Source organism: Rhizobium changzhiense (assembly GCF_013087625.1).
GTDB lineage: Bacteria > Pseudomonadota > Alphaproteobacteria > Rhizobiales > Rhizobiaceae > Rhizobium > Rhizobium sophorae.
The window spans coordinates 386,810-405,631 of the sequence record NZ_JABFCQ010000003.1; the positions used below are offsets into that span (position 1 = coordinate 386,810).

The 18,822-nt window shown below is 56.3% G+C and carries 10 protein-coding genes and 5 pseudogenes; 8 read left to right on the forward strand and 7 right to left on the reverse strand.

The features are described from left to right. Positions 1–7 precede the first annotated feature (7 nt). From G9X68_RS31920 to G9X68_RS16940, 3 genes and pseudogenes are all read right to left on the reverse strand, one after another. Positions 8–480 (reverse strand): annotated as a pseudogene (locus tag G9X68_RS31920) (hypothetical protein). A gap of 470 nt (positions 481–950) precedes the next feature. Continuing rightward, positions 951–1,814: a transglutaminase family protein gene (locus tag G9X68_RS16935; protein ID WP_171603381.1), complete on the reverse strand. Its 864-nt coding sequence runs from the start codon at positions 1,812–1,814 to the stop codon at positions 951–953. Positions 1,815–1,939: 125 nt separating this feature from the next. Continuing rightward, positions 1,940–2,974, reverse strand: coding sequence for an AI-2E family transporter (locus G9X68_RS16940; protein ID WP_425328644.1), 1,035 nt, complete (start codon positions 2,972–2,974; stop codon positions 1,940–1,942). 79 nt (positions 2,975–3,053) lie between these two features. Between G9X68_RS16940 and G9X68_RS16945 the strand changes: the two genes are divergently transcribed. Both G9X68_RS16945 and G9X68_RS16950 read left to right on the forward strand, forming a co-directional pair. Beyond that, positions 3,054–3,650 carry an extracellular catalytic domain type 1 short-chain-length polyhydroxyalkanoate depolymerase gene (locus tag G9X68_RS16945; RefSeq protein ID WP_171603383.1) on the forward strand — a complete coding sequence of 199 codons (597 nt, stop codon included), beginning with the start codon at positions 3,054–3,056 and terminating at the stop codon, positions 3,648–3,650. Positions 3,651–3,985: 335 nt separating this feature from the next. Further along, positions 3,986–4,435, forward strand: a pseudogene (locus tag G9X68_RS16950) (type IV toxin-antitoxin system AbiEi family antitoxin domain-containing protein); the annotation flags it as partial. 216 nt (positions 4,436–4,651) lie between these two features. On the opposite strand, the gene G9X68_RS16955 reads toward G9X68_RS16950, so the two are convergent. Beyond that, positions 4,652–5,560 carry a nucleotidyltransferase and HEPN domain-containing protein gene (locus G9X68_RS16955; protein ID WP_171603385.1) on the reverse strand — a complete coding sequence of 303 codons (909 nt, stop codon included), beginning with the start codon at positions 5,558–5,560 and terminating at the stop codon, positions 4,652–4,654. Positions 5,561–6,362: 802 nt separating this feature from the next. Next, positions 6,363–8,026: pseudogene (locus G9X68_RS32415) on the reverse strand (IS66 family transposase). A 271-nt stretch (positions 8,027–8,297) separates the two neighbouring features. Between G9X68_RS32415 and G9X68_RS16970 the strand changes: the two are divergent. From G9X68_RS16970 to G9X68_RS16980, 3 genes are read left to right on the forward strand one after another with little or no spacing between them, the layout of a single operon-like run. Continuing rightward, entirely contained in the window at positions 8,298–9,851 is a 1,554-nt protein-coding gene (locus tag G9X68_RS16970) for a nucleotidyl cyclase domain-containing protein (protein ID WP_171603387.1), read from the forward strand. Beyond that, on the forward strand, positions 9,848–11,557 hold the full coding sequence (locus tag G9X68_RS16975) for a ThiF family adenylyltransferase (RefSeq protein WP_171603388.1): 1,710 nt from the start codon (positions 9,848–9,850) through the stop codon (positions 11,555–11,557). The genes G9X68_RS16970 and G9X68_RS16975 overlap by 4 nt, the downstream gene beginning before the upstream one ends. After that, entirely contained in the window at positions 11,538–12,059 is a 522-nt protein-coding gene (locus tag G9X68_RS16980; protein ID WP_342355357.1) for a M67 family metallopeptidase, read from the forward strand. Before G9X68_RS16975 ends, G9X68_RS16980 begins: the two co-directional genes overlap by 20 nt. On the opposite strand, the gene G9X68_RS16985 is transcribed toward G9X68_RS16980, so the two are convergent. Further along, positions 12,040–12,957, reverse strand: a complete 918-nt coding sequence (locus G9X68_RS16985) for a TIR domain-containing protein (RefSeq protein WP_171603390.1) — start codon at positions 12,955–12,957, stop codon at positions 12,040–12,042. The two genes, G9X68_RS16980 and G9X68_RS16985, sit on opposite strands and share 20 nt — an antisense overlap. A gap of 237 nt (positions 12,958–13,194) precedes the next feature. On the opposite strand from G9X68_RS16985, the pseudogene G9X68_RS16990 reads away from it, so the two are divergent. Next, a pseudogene (locus G9X68_RS16990) lies at positions 13,195–14,062 on the forward strand (IS256 family transposase). Beyond that, positions 14,055–14,321 carry a transposase gene (locus G9X68_RS32190; protein ID WP_280526509.1) on the forward strand — a complete coding sequence of 89 codons (267 nt, stop codon included), beginning with the start codon at positions 14,055–14,057 and terminating at the stop codon, positions 14,319–14,321. Before G9X68_RS16990 ends, G9X68_RS32190 begins: the two are co-directional and overlap by 8 nt. Positions 14,322–14,436: 115 nt before the next feature. Here the strand turns inward: G9X68_RS32190 and G9X68_RS16995 are convergent, their stop codons facing one another. After that, positions 14,437–17,010, reverse strand: coding sequence for an AAA family ATPase (locus tag G9X68_RS16995; protein WP_171603391.1), 2,574 nt, complete (start codon positions 17,008–17,010; stop codon positions 14,437–14,439). Positions 17,011–17,223: 213 nt separating this feature from the next. Here G9X68_RS16995 and G9X68_RS17000 point away from each other — a divergent pair. Then, positions 17,224–18,386 (forward strand): annotated as a pseudogene (locus tag G9X68_RS17000) (IS3 family transposase). Positions 18,387–18,822: the final 436 nt, after the last annotated feature.

Consider the following 18,822-nt stretch of genomic DNA (forward strand, 5'->3'; position numbering starts at 1 on the left):
GCCACGGTCAGTTCCGACGCAGGTCAATTCGGCTTGTGACCACCGATCTGCCTGTTGTGGGATCGGTCTCGATGGTCGTCAGCCGCATTCCCGACGCTCCGACTTTTTCGATCGTCATCTGGGCGCGTCGATCGCCGTTTACGTTTCTTGCCCAGTTTATACCGAGGTTGATAGCGTCACCCTCGCGCTTGCCCCCAAGGCGGGCAGTGCCAGTGCCGGCGCCGACATAGGATCCAGTATAGGAATCACCTGTCGCCTTGAGATCGGCGCTAATGACTCGGGAAAAAACGACGAGGCTAGTGCAACGCCCATCAAGTGCAAGCGAACTTGCAGTCGTGTTCGACCTGAAGCTGCAGGTGACATTGATCGTGGGTGCATTGATGCGCACCTTACTGTACCTTTACCGCTCCAACTGCCGGCAAGGGGCTGCAGGAAGGCGGACTCATCAGCATGAACGATGCCCACACTGACGCATACCATCGAGGCGATCGCGATGGATCTTGTAATGGCTTTGTTCATATTCATAACTTTCAGATCACTGAACCCAAAGTAGCGGTATTCGGCAGATCGAGGAGGAGGGGCGGTGAAACAACCTTCCGGCGATAATTTGGTTCCGATTCCGATAAAATAAGGAACACTTAGTAAGGGATCGTGTTTAACGTTCGCCTCCTTGGCGAGCCGCCGGCCTGATGGTCCTCGCTTGGATCGACGGCAGGCAACATCATCTGATGGCCACCTTGTTGAGCTGTTTTTCTCCCATGGAAATGAACCGATGATCCTCGCGTTGCAGCGCCGAGATGATCGCCACCGGCGAACTGCTGGCGGCCTCTATCGATCGGCTTTACCTCGAGGTCGAGCCCGCCGTTCCGATGGTGATGGAAGACAATCTCGTTGAGGTCGTGCACCGGAATGGCTAGACGACTCAAATCCTACTGGGGCCTTTGCGAAGCTCACGCGGATACCTCGACCTCCACGTCCATCGATATGAATGCATCGGACGCACCGACGAAGCTGCCGGCGACGGGAACGGATTGCGCGATATCGCGGGTGACGGCGACAGGGATGAGATTGGCCCCGCCCATGCTGCGGTTGGTCGGATCGAACGTGATCCATCCGGCGCCAGGAACGAATACCTCGACCCAGGCATGGGTCGAGCCCTGATCCTGCGAACCGAGCAATATTTGATCGGGATTGAACAGGTATCCCGACACGATACGCGCTCCAAAACCCAGTGATCGAACGGCTTCGGCAAACAGCACTGCAAAGTCGCGGCACGATCCCCGACCACGATCCAACGTCTGGGTTGGCGTCTGTGTGCCTTCCGCCTCACGGCTTTGATAGGAGATCGATGAAGACACCCCAGCGCTTACGTCCTTCAGAAGCGAGAGCGTGTCTGTCGAATTGCTTGCGACAAATCCTTGTGCCCACCGCTGAAGTTGCTGGGACGGGTCGGCATACTGCCGAGCCGTCAGCGCGCCGAGATCCGTCCATTCCTCGTCCGAATAGCGGAATGGAAAGGTGAGCGCGGAGGCAGCAATAGCAAAGACCGGCCATGCTGCGGCGGTAAGGTCGACCAGCGCGACGCTGTCGACGGTCAGGACATTGGTCATGTCGCTGAAAACCGCGGTGGCAACCGCGTTGCCGAATACATCGATCGCCCAACTGACCTCGGCCTGTGGTGTTATCGAGACCTCATGCGACAGCAGCCGGAGATCGGGGCTCTCGCGGGGCCTCAACATCAGCCGGTGAGGCCTGAGATTGACCGCATATCGGTAGTGATAAATCGTGCGATGGTGGATACGGATTTTCGACATGAGTGCTCTCGAGTCGGGGCATCGGCATTAGCCGAGCCACCACATCTATCACACAGGCTCGCGAGCTCTCCCACCACCTGCGCGTTGTCACTCCCGTCCCAAAGTGCCGGGAACCTGTGGAACTGTCATTCTATATCTTTGGACTTTGCTATTTCAGCGCTCTGCTGTTCGGCGAAAAGCGACCATGCCGCGATAAACAAGGCGGCAATCAGGGGGCCAATGACGAAACCATTGATGCCGAACAAGGAGATACCGCCCACCGTCGAGATCAACACCACATAGTCGGGCAGCCGCGTCCCCTGACCCACCAGTGGCGGACGCAGCAGGTTATCGATTAGCCCTATAACAAATACGCCGATGAGGACCAGGATCGATGCTTTCAACCAGGCGCCCGTGAGGACTAGCCAGATGGCGGCTGGAACCCATACAAGTGCTGCTCCAATTGCGGGCAGCATTGACGTGAACGCCATGGTCACGCCCCACAACAGGGCGGCCTCGACTCCCAGAGCCCAGAATGCCACGCCGCCGATCGTTCCTTGGATCATAGCAATGATGATATTCCCCTTGACCGTTGCCCGAACGACAGCGGAAAACTTGTCGCGAAACTGTCGGGTATAGTCGTCGTTGAGAGGGATTGCATCTCGGATCGTCCGGCCGAGGTCAGCGCCATCCCGGAAGAGGAAGAAAAGCAGATAAAGCATGATCCCGAAGCTAATGAAGAATTGCAGCGTGTTTTGGCCAAAACTCAGCAGGCTGCCGGCGACCGACCGGCTTGCCTGTACTGCGCCTGAGGAGATGTTAGCGCGAAGTTCCGCAAAGCCGCCAAGTTTCAATGAGTTCAGCCAGTTGTCGACGAAGCCGGGCAAGGCATTCTGAATCCGGACCAGATAGTCATTGAGGTCGATTTCGTTGCTGCTTATCCGTTGGTAAAGACTGGTGCCTTCCTGGATAAGAGAAATGAGGATAATCAATGCCGGCACGATGACGAGACCGATGCACATCAACACCGTCAGCAGGGCAGCGATGCCTCGGCGGCCTCCCAGCAAATGCGCCAGTCGCATGTTCACTGGAAAGAAGATGATAGCAAGGATCACTGCCCAGAAAACCGCTGCGTAATAGGGGATAAGCAGCCAGATGAACGCGATCGTCACCAGCGCTATGAACGCACCTCTCCGCGGTCTCGGGCGACGGCGCTTGGTCGAAACCAGTTGAAGCAGTTTTGCGAATTCAATCAAGCAGATGGTCGAACACATATGCGAGCGACATCGCATCGACCGTTCGAGGATCTTCGTCGCGGGACTGTCCGCCGGCGGGGCGATGACGGGCGCACTTGTTGCGAACTATCCCTCATTGTTTGCAGGCGCCGCGATCATCGCCGGCATGCCATTCGGATCTGCCCGCGACGCGATGTCCGCCATGCGCGTAATGAAGTCAGGTGCGAAGCCGCCGCCAGGCGGATGGGGAAGAGCCATCGCTGAGATTTCGCCAGAAGCCAAGTCATGGCCCGCGATAACCATCTGGCAGGGCACGGAAGACCGGGTGGTCAGGCCCGTCAATGCACTCGCGTGTGTTGCCCAGTGGCTCGAAGTCCAAGGCATTGCAGAAAATAGCGGCCGTTTGGAGAATAAACCCTGGGGCATGTTGCAGTCGTGGAAGGTCACAGGCGAGCTGAAGGTGGCCCTCTATTCGGTCAGCAACATGGGCCACGGGCTTCCGATCAAGAAGCGCAAGAGCGTCACGGCGCTACGATCTGGAGACCCCTACGTGATCCCGGTAGAAATCTCAGCTCCAGCAGAGATGATGCGATTGTGGGGTTTGTCGAGGCTTCGAACATAATCAGCTCGCAGCAAGTTCGGCGGTAGCTGGCAAATTCCGCCCAGCGAAGGGTGCTACGAATACACCGTCCCGCGGGAAGCGAAACGCCAGACTTGCATTCGAGCAGCTGACACTGCTGGCGACCGGCGCCCTCCTGCAACCCCTCGTTATAGACCTGTCCGCCATGGGGCTCGGGCAATCACGCTGACATGACGCGGGATCGATTCCTGTCTCCCTGCTTTGAGCCTCGACCAGGACAGCCTATTCGATCGGGCACCTTTCCTCGCTATGAAGAATGATACAAATCCTCGGATAATAGGTCCTGTGTTCCGAGCTTTCGTATAGTGCCACCATCCATGTCCCCACGCCAGATTGCCCATACCGTGCTGACCGCGCGCGGAATTTCGCGCCTGGCAGAGCTGCGCGAGGCGGGCGTAACAGCCGCAACCATGAGCCGCATGGAACGCGACGGCGAGGTAATTCGGCTCGCGCGAGGGCTTTATCAACTTTCCGATGCGCCCCTCGACGTTCACCACAGTCTCGCAGAGGCCGCCAAACGGGTTCCCAAAGGCGTGGTTTGCCTCGTGTCGGCCCTGGCTTTCCATGGTCTGACCGATCAGCTCCCGATGCAGGTTTGGCTCGCCGTGGGTCAGAAGGACTGGTCCCCGAAACCCGAACGCACGCCCATTCGGCTGGTACGTTTCACCGATCGTCTGCTGACGGAGGGTGTTGAAACACACGCTGTCGAGGGGGTGACCGTGAAAGCCTTCGGCGTCGCAAAGACGATCACCGATTGCTTCCGATACCCATAATCCGGGTGATCTGAGGAATGTAATTGGTGATTTAGCCGAATTCCTCATGCCGCGCGCCGCGGCAGCAGCGAGCTTGGGCCAATGAGTGGCTTGATTTCCACTGTGGCGTTGTGGACGGTGTTTCTCGTTATGCCGGGGAAGGTTGAGTTGATGCTATCTGACGGGCAGGAGTGGTGGGTTAGAGTTGCGTGAGCCGTGCCGTCCGGCTCCCTAGTGGCTGCCGGGTTTGAGCTTTTCCAAATGCTCGGAGCAAACCGTGCTGACCAATTCGAGCAGCATGGTTGTTCGCTCGCCGAGCCAGTTGAGCGCCTCCTCGCTGATCTCATAATGCTTTGAATAGCGCGCCTTCACATATGCTTCGTTCAACGTGTTGAACCAGGCCCGTTCCCGGTGCTGATCACGCGGAAACGCCTCGGCCAGCCGGCGGTCCTGCTCCTCGGCGAGCGAGCGAAGGAACTTGATGTTGTGCGATGGTGGGCCGTAATTGGTGAGTGTGAGCAGAATGCAGGAATAGGCTTGCTCGAGGGATTGATGAAAGAGAAACCCCGCTCTTTTCCAGTAGCCCCTCGCACGTGCATGCTCGGCCAGATCGAAAAATTCCTTTGCAGCCTCGATCCGCTCTTCAAAATGGTCCTTCGCGACGCGAAGCCGATCCTCCATCGAAAGTGGCTCGGGCTCCGCCAGCGGCTCGTCGTCCAGTTCGTAGAGAACGATGCCTTCCTTGCGAATGTCGGAAAAGAAATACTGCCCTTCCTTGAGGTACGAATTCACCTCGCGCCGGGAATGGACGATAAAACTCACCGGGGTTTCGATGGAGGCTTCGTGGATCAGCCGGTCGGCGGCCTTGTTCCAGTATTCGGCGAACTCGCAGAGCTTGCGATTGTTGACGATGATCAAGAGATCGAAGTCGGAGCGATACCCCTTCATGGTGAAGGGCTCATCGACCCAGCCGCCCTTGGCATAGGAGCCGAACAGGATGATCTTCAAGATCCTACCGCGCTTCTTGAAGTCGGCAGTGCCTTCTCTCAGCGCATCTTCGAATTCCTCGTGGAGGATTTCGAGAACTCGGCCGAGTTCTCGCTGCTTGCGAAGCGGCATATGTTCAAGCGACGATTTCATAAGCAATCGATAGGCGAAAGATCTCGTACCGTCTACTCGCAGTTTTGAGAGGGAATCTGTAGGACTTAATCACATCTTGGATCACGTTCTTTCGAGGATCGCGTTAATCGGATTCGACCGTGAATGCCGTTTCCCGGCAGGTCGTCGCATTTAGTAGGAAAGGGAAGGAATGAACCGCCACCCGACGCGTTTGATTGGGGGGTAACGCTGGAAAGAGCGATGGCCTTGCGCCTCCAAACGTTCAGTTGCAAGCGTGTTTTACGGCTCTCACAGAGAGTCACTGACTCAAGCATCGAGCCATCGCCGCACGAGATCCACGCCAGCAGTCGTTTACGTCGGAAACGACTGGAATGCAGGGGTATCAGAGGGAGACGTCTTCCTCATAGACTGCGACGAGAAGACATCGCCGGGAGCAACGAACGCCCGACCCCAGGGCGTCGGTCCCAAGCTCAAACCGGCGTAGCGATCAGTCGATCTGTCCCGGCCGCGAAGCCCGGAAATTCCGATAATCCGCCCATCTAAGGCGACCGACATCACAGATTTGCCGGCAAAAAGTAATGACTATCGATAACCAGTACTTATCGATGGTGAGATGCGCTGTGGGAAAGTGCAAAGAGTGGCGGAATAAAAGGCCAGGTTGGCTTCCGATTAAGGAAGTGTTTACCATAATTTCAATGGTTTGCCTATTATTTGGTCTCTATCGGCAGCGAAGGCCGCTGGGTAAGCGGGGCTGATTTGGTGGCCATGCCAACGCAATCACAGATCTGACGCAGAAGAAGGGTGCTCGAAGGGCCGAGAGCGTTCAGGCGCGTGCTGCAACCATCGAGGCGAGGGGTTCAACAGCATGATCTTCGTCATTGATCCCCAGCCGATCGCCGAGATAGTGCCAACAGGCCGAGCTTTTGGCAGGTCTTCATCAGGCCGAGCATGCTGTCACGCGCCTGCCGACCGTTGCGACTGACCGTGCCGCCGGAAATCTTTCGCTTGATGACAAGTCCGCGCAGATCTCTTTCCGAGGCATTGGTATGGAGCGGGGTTTCAGGCCGCTCCAGAACCCGCAGCAGTTCGGCCTTGCGGCGACCCAGCCGAAACAGCAGTTTGTCGAGGTCGCCATAACCGGTTCGCAGCGAAAAGATCCGATCGAACCGGGCCCGAAGGCCCCGGGCTGCACGGGGATCAGGTCTTTGCCGATAGGCTTTCAGGGCTTTGTAAAAGTGCCAGACAAGCTCGCGCAGGGTTTCGACGTGTTTCACTTGGCCGGGCGTCGCCGGCATCAGCTTGTGCAGCAACCGCTCGGCGTGGATCCAGCACAGCGCATGGGTGCCGACGCGGAATTGTCCGGCATCGTCGGACACGATCACCGCACTGCCGACCAGACCATGATGGCGGATGGCGCCCCAGATGCCGGCCTCAACGGGCGGATTATGTCCTTGTCGAAGATCTCGATACCATTGGCGGCCAGATACTCGAGAAACGGAACCTGATTGGCAAAGCGCCGCGGTTCACATGTCTTCAAATGCGCCAGCAGGGCGGGGTCCACCTGACGGTTTTCCAGAAAGGTGAAGGCGGCATCGTTGAGAACATAATCCTGATAGTTGCCGCGCAGCAGGGCCAGAAAGTTCAGCCGCGACTTCGACGGCGTTGTGCGGAAGGCGGTGAAATGTTCGCCTCCGATCTGTGTCGTATGGAAATTGCGGTTGGCATGACGGGCGCCAGTGTCGTCGACCGTGACAAAGGGAGCCGAGACCAGGCCGGCATGCAGCACGGCGGCATCTTCGGCATGAAAGCCCTCCAGCCGCTCTGTCAAAAACCGGATGACCTGGCGTTTGGAAATCTCGACACCGACATCGTTGAGCAAGGTCGTCAATCGCTGCGTTGTGACCTGCCCATGGCTATGAAGCATCAGGCAGAAGCGACGCAGACTGGCGCCGTAGCCGCCCTTTATCCCTGCTGGCAGCGGCGCAATGATCGTGCGTCCTTCCGGTGTCACCCAGTATTCGCGGCGATAGCGCACCACTTCGGCCCGCACGACCAGATCCCGGACCGCGCAATCCTTGTAGCCTTAAACCGCGATCCAGGTGGGGCACTGGCAGGCAGTACCTCTTCGCGCGTGGCGCTCCCCGCGTCGCCCTTCGGCCCGCGACGCCGCGCAGGCTTTCGGCTGCCGGCAACCGCCTTGTCGCTGGTTGCCTGTTCCATGCCCGATGGCCTGAAGGGTGGGCGGGGCGGCAGGTTTTTAAGCCGCGCAATCTCGTCACGCAGAAGCTGGTTGTCGACCTTCAGCCGCGTGTTCTCTACCCTGAGTAGGTCGTTTTCTTCTCGAAGCTTTCGGTTGTCAGCCTCGAGCGCCTCAATCCGGATTTCTGCCCGATCGGCCCGCGCCACAAGTCCCGTCACCAATTCCCACAGCGCCTTCAGCGACAGCGTATCAGCATGCTCGACCATGGGGAGGCGGCGCTTCGTCATAAAGGAGGTGAATCATGATTCACAAAAAATCGGAATCCCCCGTGCCACCAGATCTGCTCCAGTTACGGCCGCCTTGATGGTCACATCTCGATCGCGGTAGCCGAAAAGGATATGACTCAGTTTCCCCTAGAAAACACGGCAAGCTGTGTCCACATTTGCATCCCCCCGGTGGAAAACGGGCTTGCAGCCGAAGCGACAATAGCGGGAATTTTTCTCACGTGATACCGATGGTAGCTGCAGAGAACGACATCCGCCAATTGTTGAGGACGCCATGGCAAGGACCTGGAATCGCGAACGCGCAAAGAAACGAATAACGACCCGCCTGGCAGAAGTCGAGATCGATGATGTCGAGATCCGCAGCTACGTCAGGAACACCAATCTTGACAATCTCCCCGCCCATGTTGCCTACCGGGTAGACGGTGTTCATCTCTATGCTGATATCCTCAATCTGAAGGATATGCTCAATGTCACCGACGTCGAGGGAGAGACATGCCATCGGCGCACGCTACGGTTTCTCAATTTGCACTATCGAGCGGTCCATAGATTGCTTCAACGGGTCGATGCGCTCTTCGTTGATTTCCACAACCAGAGGCTCCATGCCGTCGTTACCAAGCCCTATGACTCTGAAACTGACCGCTTGAATCGGGCGGTTGCAATTGCGCAGCTGATTATTGATGTGCTGAAGGATACCGGTGAAGACGCGGACCATCCGTCTGCCAAGGTCCGGGTGGGCATTGATACTGGCGTCGCACTAGCGGTTAGCAATGGGCGACGCGGCCATCGCGAACCTCTTTTCCTAGGCGAACCCGCTAACCACGCCGCTAAGCGGGCAGGCGGGGGCCGAGCAACGGGTATTTTTTTGACTAACAAGGCGCGTCTGGCACTAGGCCTAAAAGAGGTCGAGAGCCCGGACATCGTGCCCTTGGCGACCTCTGAAGTTGAGAGCGCGGAGCAGGACGCCGATCTCGACGTCTCAGCCAGCGACATTGTTGCCGAATGGAAAGAGGATTTGGCCGGTAATCCGATCGGGACCTTTTCTTTCAGCGGCCACACGCCGCCGTTCAGCACGCTAGATATTGAAGCCTTGTCGGTGCGCAACTCACGCCGACAGGACGCTGTCGCGGTCTACGCGGATATCGATAATTTCACTCGTTATGTTGGGGCCAACATAGGCAACGACACGACCGCAAAGCATCTTGTTCGCGTGTTGCATGTCCTTCGTAGCGAGCTTGATTCCACGCTTCACAAGGACTTTGCTGGCCGGAAGGTTCGCTTCATTGGTGATTGTATCCATGGTCTGCTCGTCGAGGGGACAGCCCAAACTACGGATGTCGACGCAACGATCAGCAATATGACTCTTTGTGCCGGCGCACTACGAAGCAGCTTTGGCCTTGCGGTCGATCTTCTTGCGGATGCCGGGACGAATGCTTCGAGCCTCGGTCTCGCGATCGGGTTCGAGTTCGGGCCGATGACAGTGACGCGTCTCGGGGTAAAGGGAGGCCTTGTGCGTTGCTCGGTCAGTCGCGGCGTTATCGAAGCCGAGAAGCAGCAGGCGCGGTGTAGCGGGTCTGAAACTGCGATTGGTCCTCTGGCCTACAGCAAAGCGAATGACGCGGTCCGTTCCTTGTTTGGCGACAATCGAAAAAAGTCCGGCCTGAACTATGACGACATGGTTGAAGAGCTGAAAAAGAACGGCGATCAAACAGCCAAGGCCGCCGCCGCATTCGCAGGCGCGGGCCTTCTCAAACCAGCTTCAGCTGCGGCCAATCCGTTCACCTTTCAGAACCGGCCCAGTGGTCCGGCGAAGAAGGACGGCTTTTCTTGATCTGGTATATCGAGAATGCGCAACGGTTCCGTTCGGAACGCATGCGGATCGACGCGCTTATCGGCGGAGTCGACTGGCTACGTCCATTGGATTGGCGGATCGATGCATCCGCCCGCATCAATTGGGATGCCGATCTGTTGATCGGAGACGAAGTCTTCCCGATCTCCCTTCGCTATCCTAATCATTTCCCTCATTCTCCGCCTCTTGTTCTTCCGCGTGGCGACGTTTCGACATGGTGGTCCAGCCATCAGTGGGGAGCGGGCGGTGAACTCTGCCTGGAAATCGGACCTGACAACTGGCAGCCAGATGTTAGCGGCGCCGAAATGCTCGAGAGTGCTCAGCGGCTCCTGACGATGGAGCGGGAATTTGAAGACACGCAGAAAATTCCATCACGCCACGAGACCACCCTGGGTCAGCGACAGCGCATGGTGTTTTCTCGCTTCCTAGCGACCCCCGAATTTCGCACGTTTGCCGCGTCCGCGCCGAAAGACATTCTATACGGCAAGGCCAATCTGGCACTGCATGACGAGAGCTTAGTCTATCACGCTTCCTACTTTGCGATCGCAGACAACAACACTTGGCGCGATATCTCCGCACCGAAGTTTCTCGATCAGGAATGCTACAATGTCGACTGCATTCTCATTCGGCGACCAACAGGGGATCAGCTGCCGCAGACCTCACCAGTAGAATTTCGTACTTATCTTGATCATCTCGGCGTTGGTCAGGTTCCTGCGCGCCCTTTGATCCTGCTCCTGCGTGACGATGGCATTAGCGCCTATAGGATCTACGCGGATTCTGTCGTGACCGTAGGTGTCATTGCGCCCGACGATATCGTCCTGCGCACGTCTCTCGACCGCGCGGCCCTTGCTTCTCGGACAGTAGCTGTCGCCGGATGTGGGTCGGTTGGTAGCAAGATTGCTGTGAGCCTTGCGCGTTCCGGCGTCGGTAGATTCCTCCTATTGGACGATGATCTGCTCTTGCCCGAGAATCTGATCCGAAACGAATTGGACTGGCGCGATATCGCCACACACAAGGTGGATGCTGTCGGCCGCCGTATTCAGTTGGTCAATCCAGAAGCCGTGGTGGAAGTCCGCCGACATAGGCTGGGCGGTCATGAAGCCAGTGGTAGCTTGGAAACTCTGATCGAGAGCGTTTCCAAAGCTGACCTCATTGTTGACGCCGCAAGCAACTCCGAAGCCTTCAACTACCTTTGCGCTGCAGCCTCAGCTGGTGAGACGCCGATGGTTTGGGCCGAAGTGCACGGCGGAGGCATCGGCGGGATGATTGCCCGCCATCGCCCGAGAATCGAGCCTTCGCCCGCAATGATGCGCTTGGGGATCGAAAATTGGTGCGGTGAAAAGGGGTTATCAACCCAGAGGGCCGAACGACGGTATGAAGATCGCGACGCCGATGTTACATGGATCGCCGAGGACGCAGATGTCTCGGTAATTGCTGCTCATGCAGCGCGCTTCGCCCTTGATATCTTGGCCGAGCGTTCTCCGTCGATCTTTCCACATTCGGTCTATTTCATCGGCCTGGCCGAAGGCTGGTTCTACTCGGAACCGTTCCACACCGAACCGGTTATCTTGCCATTGCTTGCCACCACGGAACCGCCTTCGATGTTAGATGACGTCACAAAGGCCGAAGAGATGAAGGTCGTTATGTCGATCATGAAAAGGTCATTTGGTGAAGCTGATCCTACCTGAGCCAGTTGCCTCGAAAATTCTGAGCGCGTTGGCCGTGGCCGGCCGGCAGGAAATAGGTGGCCTTCTAGTCGCCGAACATGTCGGAGACGTCACGTTTCGGATCATAGATGCGTCAATCCAGACAGTGAACGCAACCGCGACCCACTTTGAGAGAGATCCATCGCTTCATGCCCGGTTTCTCGAGGAGTTCTTCGAGAAAACGTCAGGGGATTTTACGCGCTTCAACTACATTGGTGAATGGCATTCGCACCCGAGCTTTGCACCCGTTCCCAGCCGGGACGACATTCAGAGCATGTGGTCGATCATTTCTGATCCAGCATCGAGTGTGAATTTTGCCGTACTGCTAATCGTCCGCCGAGGTAATTCCCGAACACTTATACTTTCCGCGACCGCGTTTTCGGTCGGATCGGCACCCGCCTCCGTTGAGGTTGAACTTGGAGCGGGAGGCATCCCGGTCATTTCATCGCGCCTTGGCCGCTTGATTAAGCGCCTGGGATTTTGACGCCCATCTGGCGAATGATCTTCCGTATTTCCGTGCAGACAGGGCCCATTCTGGCCTCGAGATCGCGCTCGTCACCGAGTGCGTAAGATGCCGGCGTTAATCCATAAAGATCAGAGGGAAGGACCAAACCCTTGAGCTTGGGATAAACAAGAATGCTGCGCCGGCGGCTCAACCGCCCCATGAATAGGCCGAGTTCAAAGAGCACGTTATCGCGGATTGCAGCTTTACGATCGCCTCTAGGGGTTTCGACAATGTCTTCGAACAAGGCAACGGCAACACCGAAATCGCTCTCGGCAACGGCTGTCTCTAAAGCTTCTAGCGGGTACCCGCCAGCCCAGAAGGTACCATCGGGCCACACGGTTGCAAGAACGTCGTGCTGAAGCCCTGACTGGATCGCTCGCGCTACGTCCAGCCCCTCGACCGAGGACATGATGAACATCCTAGGCTTCTTATTTGGCGTTGGCATAAGCCTATTTCGATCAAATAGCCGACGGGATAGCTCTTGGGCAACCGCGCGCCAAACTAGCGGTGGGAACGAGTCGGCGAGGCTCATGAAACTCGCTCCCGACATCTTGACCGCAACGACGGTATCTGTGGCGACAACAGACGCTGAGCGGAGCTGCGACGGTTCTATTGCCGCCATCTCGCCGACGTGATCGCCGGCGCGCAAGGTTCGGACCTCTTGACCTTTAACAACAACGGACACGTTTCCCGATACGAGGAAGAAGACGTCATTGTCCTCACCACCCTGATGAATGAGAAGGTCGCCGGGTTTGAACTCAAGAAGTTCACCGCCGGTCGCGATAGCCTCGGCGACCTCTGGATCGCCGCTATCGAACTGCCTCTTCAAGCTTGCAATCAGCGCGCTTCTGTTTTGTCCTTCAAATCGTTCCTTCACGTACAAAATTCCTTGCCATCCAACCTTGCCTACTTACCAACAGTGTTGCCAGGATATTGCAATCTCTGGCGGCACGAATGCCCATTCTTTTTTGTAGAGAATGAGGCTTGCGTGTTGTCAACGGATGATGTCCCGAGAGGTGGTGTAGGTCGATAGCGGTGGTCATCGGCTTTTTCCAGTAGGGTTGGGTTGTTCAAGCACAACCTTTTGGAAAGACCACCGATGACCAACGATATGATGGACCTGCGCTCTTTTGTTGAGAAGAGCGCTGATGCGGATTTGCTGCGCGAGATGATTGGCTTTGCGACCGAGAAGCTGATGGAGCTGGAGGTCGGCGCCAAGACCGGTGCGGCCTACGGCGAGAAGAACGACTTTCGACTTGAAGAGCGTAACGGCTATCGCGATCGCGATTGGGAGACCCCGCGCCGGTACCTTTGAACTGCGAATTGAGCCGCGCCGCATGGCCGAGAAGGCGCTGACCGTGGTGATCCAGGAAGCCTATATCCAAGGTGTTTCGACCCGCTCGGTGGACGATCTGGTCAAGGCGATGGGCATGAGCGGCATCTCCAAAAGCCAGGTCTCCAGGCTTTGCGGGGAAATCGACGACAAGGTGAAGGCCTTTCTCTCCCGGCCCATCGAAGGCGACTGGCCATATCTTTGGATCGATGCCACCTACCTCAAGGTCCGGCGCGGCGGACGCATCGTCGCCGTCGCGGTGATCATCGCCATCGGCGTCAACACGGATGGCCGGCGGGAAGTGCTCGGCATGGAAATCGGCACCTCTGAGGCTGAGCCGATCTGGACGGAATTCCTGCGCAAGCTGACCCGACGCGGCCTGAGCGGCGTCAAACTCGCCGTTTCCGATGCCCACGAAGGCATCAAAGCCGCCGTTTCCAAGGTCCTTTCCGCTACCTGGCAAAGATGCAGGGTTCACTTCATGCGCAATGCGCTGGCTCATGCCGGCAAGAGCGGGCGACGCGTGGTCTCAGCCTTCATTGCAACGGCTTTTGCCCAGGACACCCCGGAAGCTGCCAGCCAACAGTGGCGCAACGTCGCCGATCAGATCAGGCACGAAAGTGCCGAAAATCGCCGGCCTCATGGATAGCGCCGAGGAAGATGTCCTCGCCTATATGACCTTTCCCAAGCAGCATTGGACCAAGCTTCATAGCACGAACCCCATTGAGCGATTGAACGGCGAGATCAAGCGAAGGACAGAGGTCGTCGGCATCTTTCCCAACGACGATGCGATCGTCAGACTCGTCGGCGCGGGCTGTTCAGCGCTCGCGACACATGACACTGGAAACCATTGCTACAATGAGCCAATGAGCGATGATCCGCTTATCAACTTGCCCGCTGCAGGTTGACCCGTTCCCGGCCCTGTCCGGAAAGCTCGACGATCGAACGACCTACACCACTCCCTGGGACATGATCCCTATCTATCTTACGAGTCAGTCAGCGTTAGACGGGCCGTCGCCGCAGTTAGCGCGTATGTTCACCTTGGTCAGTCTTCATCTTCGAATGTAAGGTTTGGATGATGTCGCGCAGGGCTTCGATCACATACGAAAACCCTGGTTGCTCGCTGAGAGGCTTTTTCAGGCGCGCATACCGAGCAGCTGTGCGACGGGCCAGGCCGGCAACTTTACTGCAGGCCCAAGGCTTGGCATTGTGAGCCATCGACTTCATCGGATCTATCAAGATTCGAATGGCTTCCAAGTCGACGTCATGGTTCTTATCGGACATTTTTTCGATGAAATCAAAGAGGGGCTCGAGGTCATCCTGCAGCAGGCGGAATAGCTTGCCCGCAAGGTTAGTTATCCAATCATTTTGAAGTGTTGAGTCGAGTTGCTCGACCTCCCGCGCTAGCCATTTCCCTTCAAAATAGGCGTCCAGCGACGCTTTCATCATACTAATAGCCCGTGTCTTGTCAGTGTGAATGAAAGGCCTTGCTTGCGTTTCAAGAACCTGCCCAAGCTTCGAGTAAAACTCTGATCGATGTCGCTGTGAGAGCGATCCAGATTGTAACACCTTCCGGCAGAGGTCCTCCGCACTCTTGATTGTGTGTTGAGCGGAAAACTCGAGCTTATACCAGGCCCGAAGCATGAAAATGTCGCGAGAGTGGAGAGCAAAAGCTCGTGCAAAGTAGCCTCTCGCATCTTCAGCATTTGCTGCGCCGCGTGCCGCATAGCCCTGCCCCAAAAGACCAAGGAACTGCGGATTGCCCCATATTGAGTCACCCGTTGGAATGGCGGCCCCTTCTTCGACAATACGCTCGAAATCTGACGTGCGAGCGAGCTTCTGCATCCTAACAAGGATTGCAGCTTCATGCGCAGGTGTTCGTCCACTCTCTTGTTTAAAGTGGCTGATGGCCTTCTGCAAAGCAGGGTAGTACGGCAAGTCTGGGGAAACTTGTCTGACGAAACCTATGGCAGGCGTAGCGAGTTCATACAGTGTATCTCCATTCTCATTCTCAGTAGATTTTAGGAATATTCCTTTTGTTTGCGTCACGGCATCTCTAATCTGCTCTTCTGAATACGAAGTGATGTGCCCAATTGCAGTGATGGAGACAGGGGTTTCAATTAGGCTGAGCGCTGCAAGCATGTGCCGAGCTTTAGTAGCCGCCTCTAGTCGATCGTATTCGCGTTGATAGAGGTAGCGACGCGCCGCATCTCCTTCGCGACTTTCGTATGCTTTGAATGCCTCTTCATATGATGAGCAATTGCGTCTGAGGCCAATAATCGTCTCGATGAGGATTGGGAGGCCGGCGCTGATCTCAAATAGCCGGATCGCATTGTTGCTCGCTGGTGGAGCAACCTCGAACTGGCGACAGCAGGATTCCATAAAAGGAAAGAACTCATGCTCGAAGTCGAGCGACGGCACTTCTTTGGCAGTTTTTAGTGCATATGGTGGTGCGTAGCGCGAAGTGTATAGGATTTTGAGCCGGCCAGAAGACTGTGCTGCTTTTTGGAAAAGTAGTTCCTCGCCGGTGTCCCGGTTTCGGCGGGTGAGAGCATCAATGTCGTCGATCACGATTAGCCCAGTAAAATTTTCGACAAGCTCGTCTAGATGCTCTTCAACGCTCTCTTCCGATAGTTCATCGAGCTCAGTGCTCGCCGCAAGTCCGGCGTGGTAAAGAATTTGTCTTACTTTCTCTTCAGCTGTCGCGAAATCGCGTTGGGTGAAGTTGTTCTCCTTCTGCTGGAAGGGATCGAGCGCGGTTTCCTTGGCAGACAGAAACAGCACATAGTCCAGCATATTGCCCTTTGGAAGCGTAATCCTATAAGGCGAATGAGCTACTGCCGTAGCAAACTCATATGCCAGTGTGCTCTTGCCGCTTCCTCCAGGCCCATGCAAGTACATGCGGACATGATTGCTAAACACGAGCCAATCCCACAAGTCATGTAGGAGACCAAACCGACCGACAAATTCATCCATCGTTGATGGAGAAGGTGGCAGTGATCGGTGTACTGATACGCTTCCAACCTCGTTTCTCGAAAAGAACGACGAACGATCTCCGTACAGAAGTGGTAGATGGCGAGGTTCGGCTGTTAATACCTCGTGCCGATCGCGCACCCAGAGAGCACCTTGCGCGTATTTGAATAGCGGCCGCTTTAACCTAGCTGGCCGCTGAGCACGACGAGCAGGAACTAACACGACTTGGATTGGCAGAGCATCCGCCCCCTCTTTTAGTGCATATCGACGAAGGGAGCATTCAATTTGATTCCCACTAATGTCGGAGAGCACCCTGTTGAAGGCTTCAATATTAAATATCTCCTTCGCCAAGGAAGGCACGCCAGTGCGATCGACAACCCCGAAAACAATTAGCCCGCCGAAAGTATTGTGGAAGGAAAGCGCAAGCCTGATAATGCCAGCACCGTAGTCTCCAGAGAAATCACTTGGAATTGTTTCTTTGAAGTCGATGATTGTCGTTTCTTGAAGAAGAATCCGGCCGTTATCTTCATCAAAGAGGTCTCCGAAAAGCTCCACCAGCGTTGCCGGCAAATGGTTTTTCTGAATGGCCGCTGCAATGCCGGTGTTTTGATAGAGCAGATTCATACGTCCCTCGCGTGCCTAACAACTAAGACGAGAGTCCTCACATGTGCATGTGATTCTGCAATGAGGAAAATGGTGACCAAAGTAGTTATCCGAGGAAAACAGCCAGAAATCGCAAGCGCTGTTCTCATGAACCGCCGAGTTATACCAACTGACCTTGCCCCGTTGAAATAATCCATTTTGAAGTAAGCTCTGGCCCATTGAGAGGACCAGAGGATGAAGCGCAATCGTTTCACAGACGAACAGATCATCGGCATATTGAAGGAGCACGAGGCAGGCACGCCGGTCTCTGAGCTTTGCCGCAAACACGGCGTCAGCGATGCCAGCATCTATAAATGGAAGGCCAAGTTCGGCGGCATGGAGGTGTCCGAGGCCAAGCGGCTGAAGACGCTTGAGGACGAGAACACGAAGCTGAAGCGGCTTCTGGCGGATGCGATGCTCGACAATGCTGCCTTGAAAGACCTTTTGGGAAAGAAGTCGTGACGCCCGCGGCCAAGCGGAAAGCTGTCGCGCATCTGATGAGTCATCATGAGATGAGCGAACGGCGGGCGTGTAAAGCCATTGGTTTTTGCCGAATGACGGTCGGTTACGAGACCAGGCGCGACGATGATCATGAGCTTCGCGAGCGAATGAAGGCGTTGGCGCATGAACGTCGCCGCTTCGGATATCGACGCATTCATGTGCTGCTCCGGCGGGAGGGTCACCTCGTGAACCACAAGAGGCTCTTCCGGCTCTATCGGGAGGAGAAACTGACGGTGCGCAAGCGCGGCGGTCGCAAGCGAGCGACAGGCACGCGAGCGCCGATGCTGGTGCCGATGGCGGCCAATGATCGTTGGTCGCTGGACTTCGTGTCGGATCAGTTCACCGATAGGCGCAGGTTGCGGATTCTGACCGTCGTCGCCTGGCGCTCGTCGCCGATACATCGCTTTCCGGTCTTCGCATCGCACGGGAGCTTGACCGGATTATCGAGGAGCGCGGCAAGCCGAGGATGATCGTCAGTGACAACGGCAGCGAGTTCACCAGCAACGCGATCCTGCAATGGGCGGACCGGACCAAGGTTGACTGGCATTACATTGCGCCTGGCAAGCCGATCCAGAACGCTTTTATCGAAAGCTTCAACGGGCGGCTGCGAGACGAGTTCTTGAATGAAACTCTGTTCTCGTCGCTTGCTCACGCCCGGTCTGCGCTTTCAAACTGGCGTAGCGATTACAACGATCAACGCCCGCATTCAGGCCTTGGCTGGCTGACACCGGCCGGCTCAGACACTCAACCCGCGACGTGATGCGGTGCTGCGCAGCCGAAATGGCTCCGCACTGCAACCCGCCGCTACCGAACCAACAACAGCAACCAAAAACCGCTGGAGCGAACTCAATGGATAAAACTTGGGGGCAAGGTCAAGACCCAGAAATTAACCTGAAGCGATTCCCCTGCTATCTCCGCTGTACGCTACCGCTGTGATGGTGGGCCTGCGGTCCGGAGTACAAGCCTATGCTGCCTTCAAAGGCAAATAATGCCCATCCAAGTTGACGAAGAGACGAATTAGAAGGCCGCGCCGATCGCGGTGCTCGTGACGCTTGGGCTGATCGGCTTAGTGCTTGCCCTTGGCTGGCGATGGATTCTCTTCGTGTTCATCGTACTAGCTGCTGTCGCCGGGTGGTACTTAGGCTGTGAAAACGGCAGTTTTCCGCAAATTGGTCCCTCATAAGATTTGTTTTCGGGGGATCTGTTGATAAGCCCAGATTCGGCACAAGAATCAGCCCTTTAGCGCTAGAAGATGAAAAGCAACTGGTTATTGACATCTTAACAGAATCCCGC

Bases quoted from the DNA above. Each gene is read 5' to 3' on its own strand.
- G9X68_RS16935 (WP_171603381.1), bottom strand. From the start codon at position 1,814: ATGTCGAAAATCCGTATCCACCATCGCACGATTTATCACTACCGATAT.
- G9X68_RS16945 (WP_171603383.1), top strand. From the start codon at position 3,054: ATGGTCGAACACATATGCGAGCGACATCGCATCGACCGTTCGAGGATC.
- G9X68_RS16955 (WP_171603385.1), bottom strand. From the start codon at position 5,560: ATGAAATCGTCGCTTGAACATATGCCGCTTCGCAAGCAGCGAGAACTC.
- G9X68_RS16970 (WP_171603387.1), top strand. From the start codon at position 8,298: ATGGCAAGGACCTGGAATCGCGAACGCGCAAAGAAACGAATAACGACC.
- G9X68_RS32190 (WP_280526509.1), top strand. From the start codon at position 14,055: ATGGATAGCGCCGAGGAAGATGTCCTCGCCTATATGACCTTTCCCAAG.
- G9X68_RS16995 (WP_171603391.1), bottom strand. From the start codon at position 17,010: ATGAATCTGCTCTATCAAAACACCGGCATTGCAGCGGCCATTCAGAAA.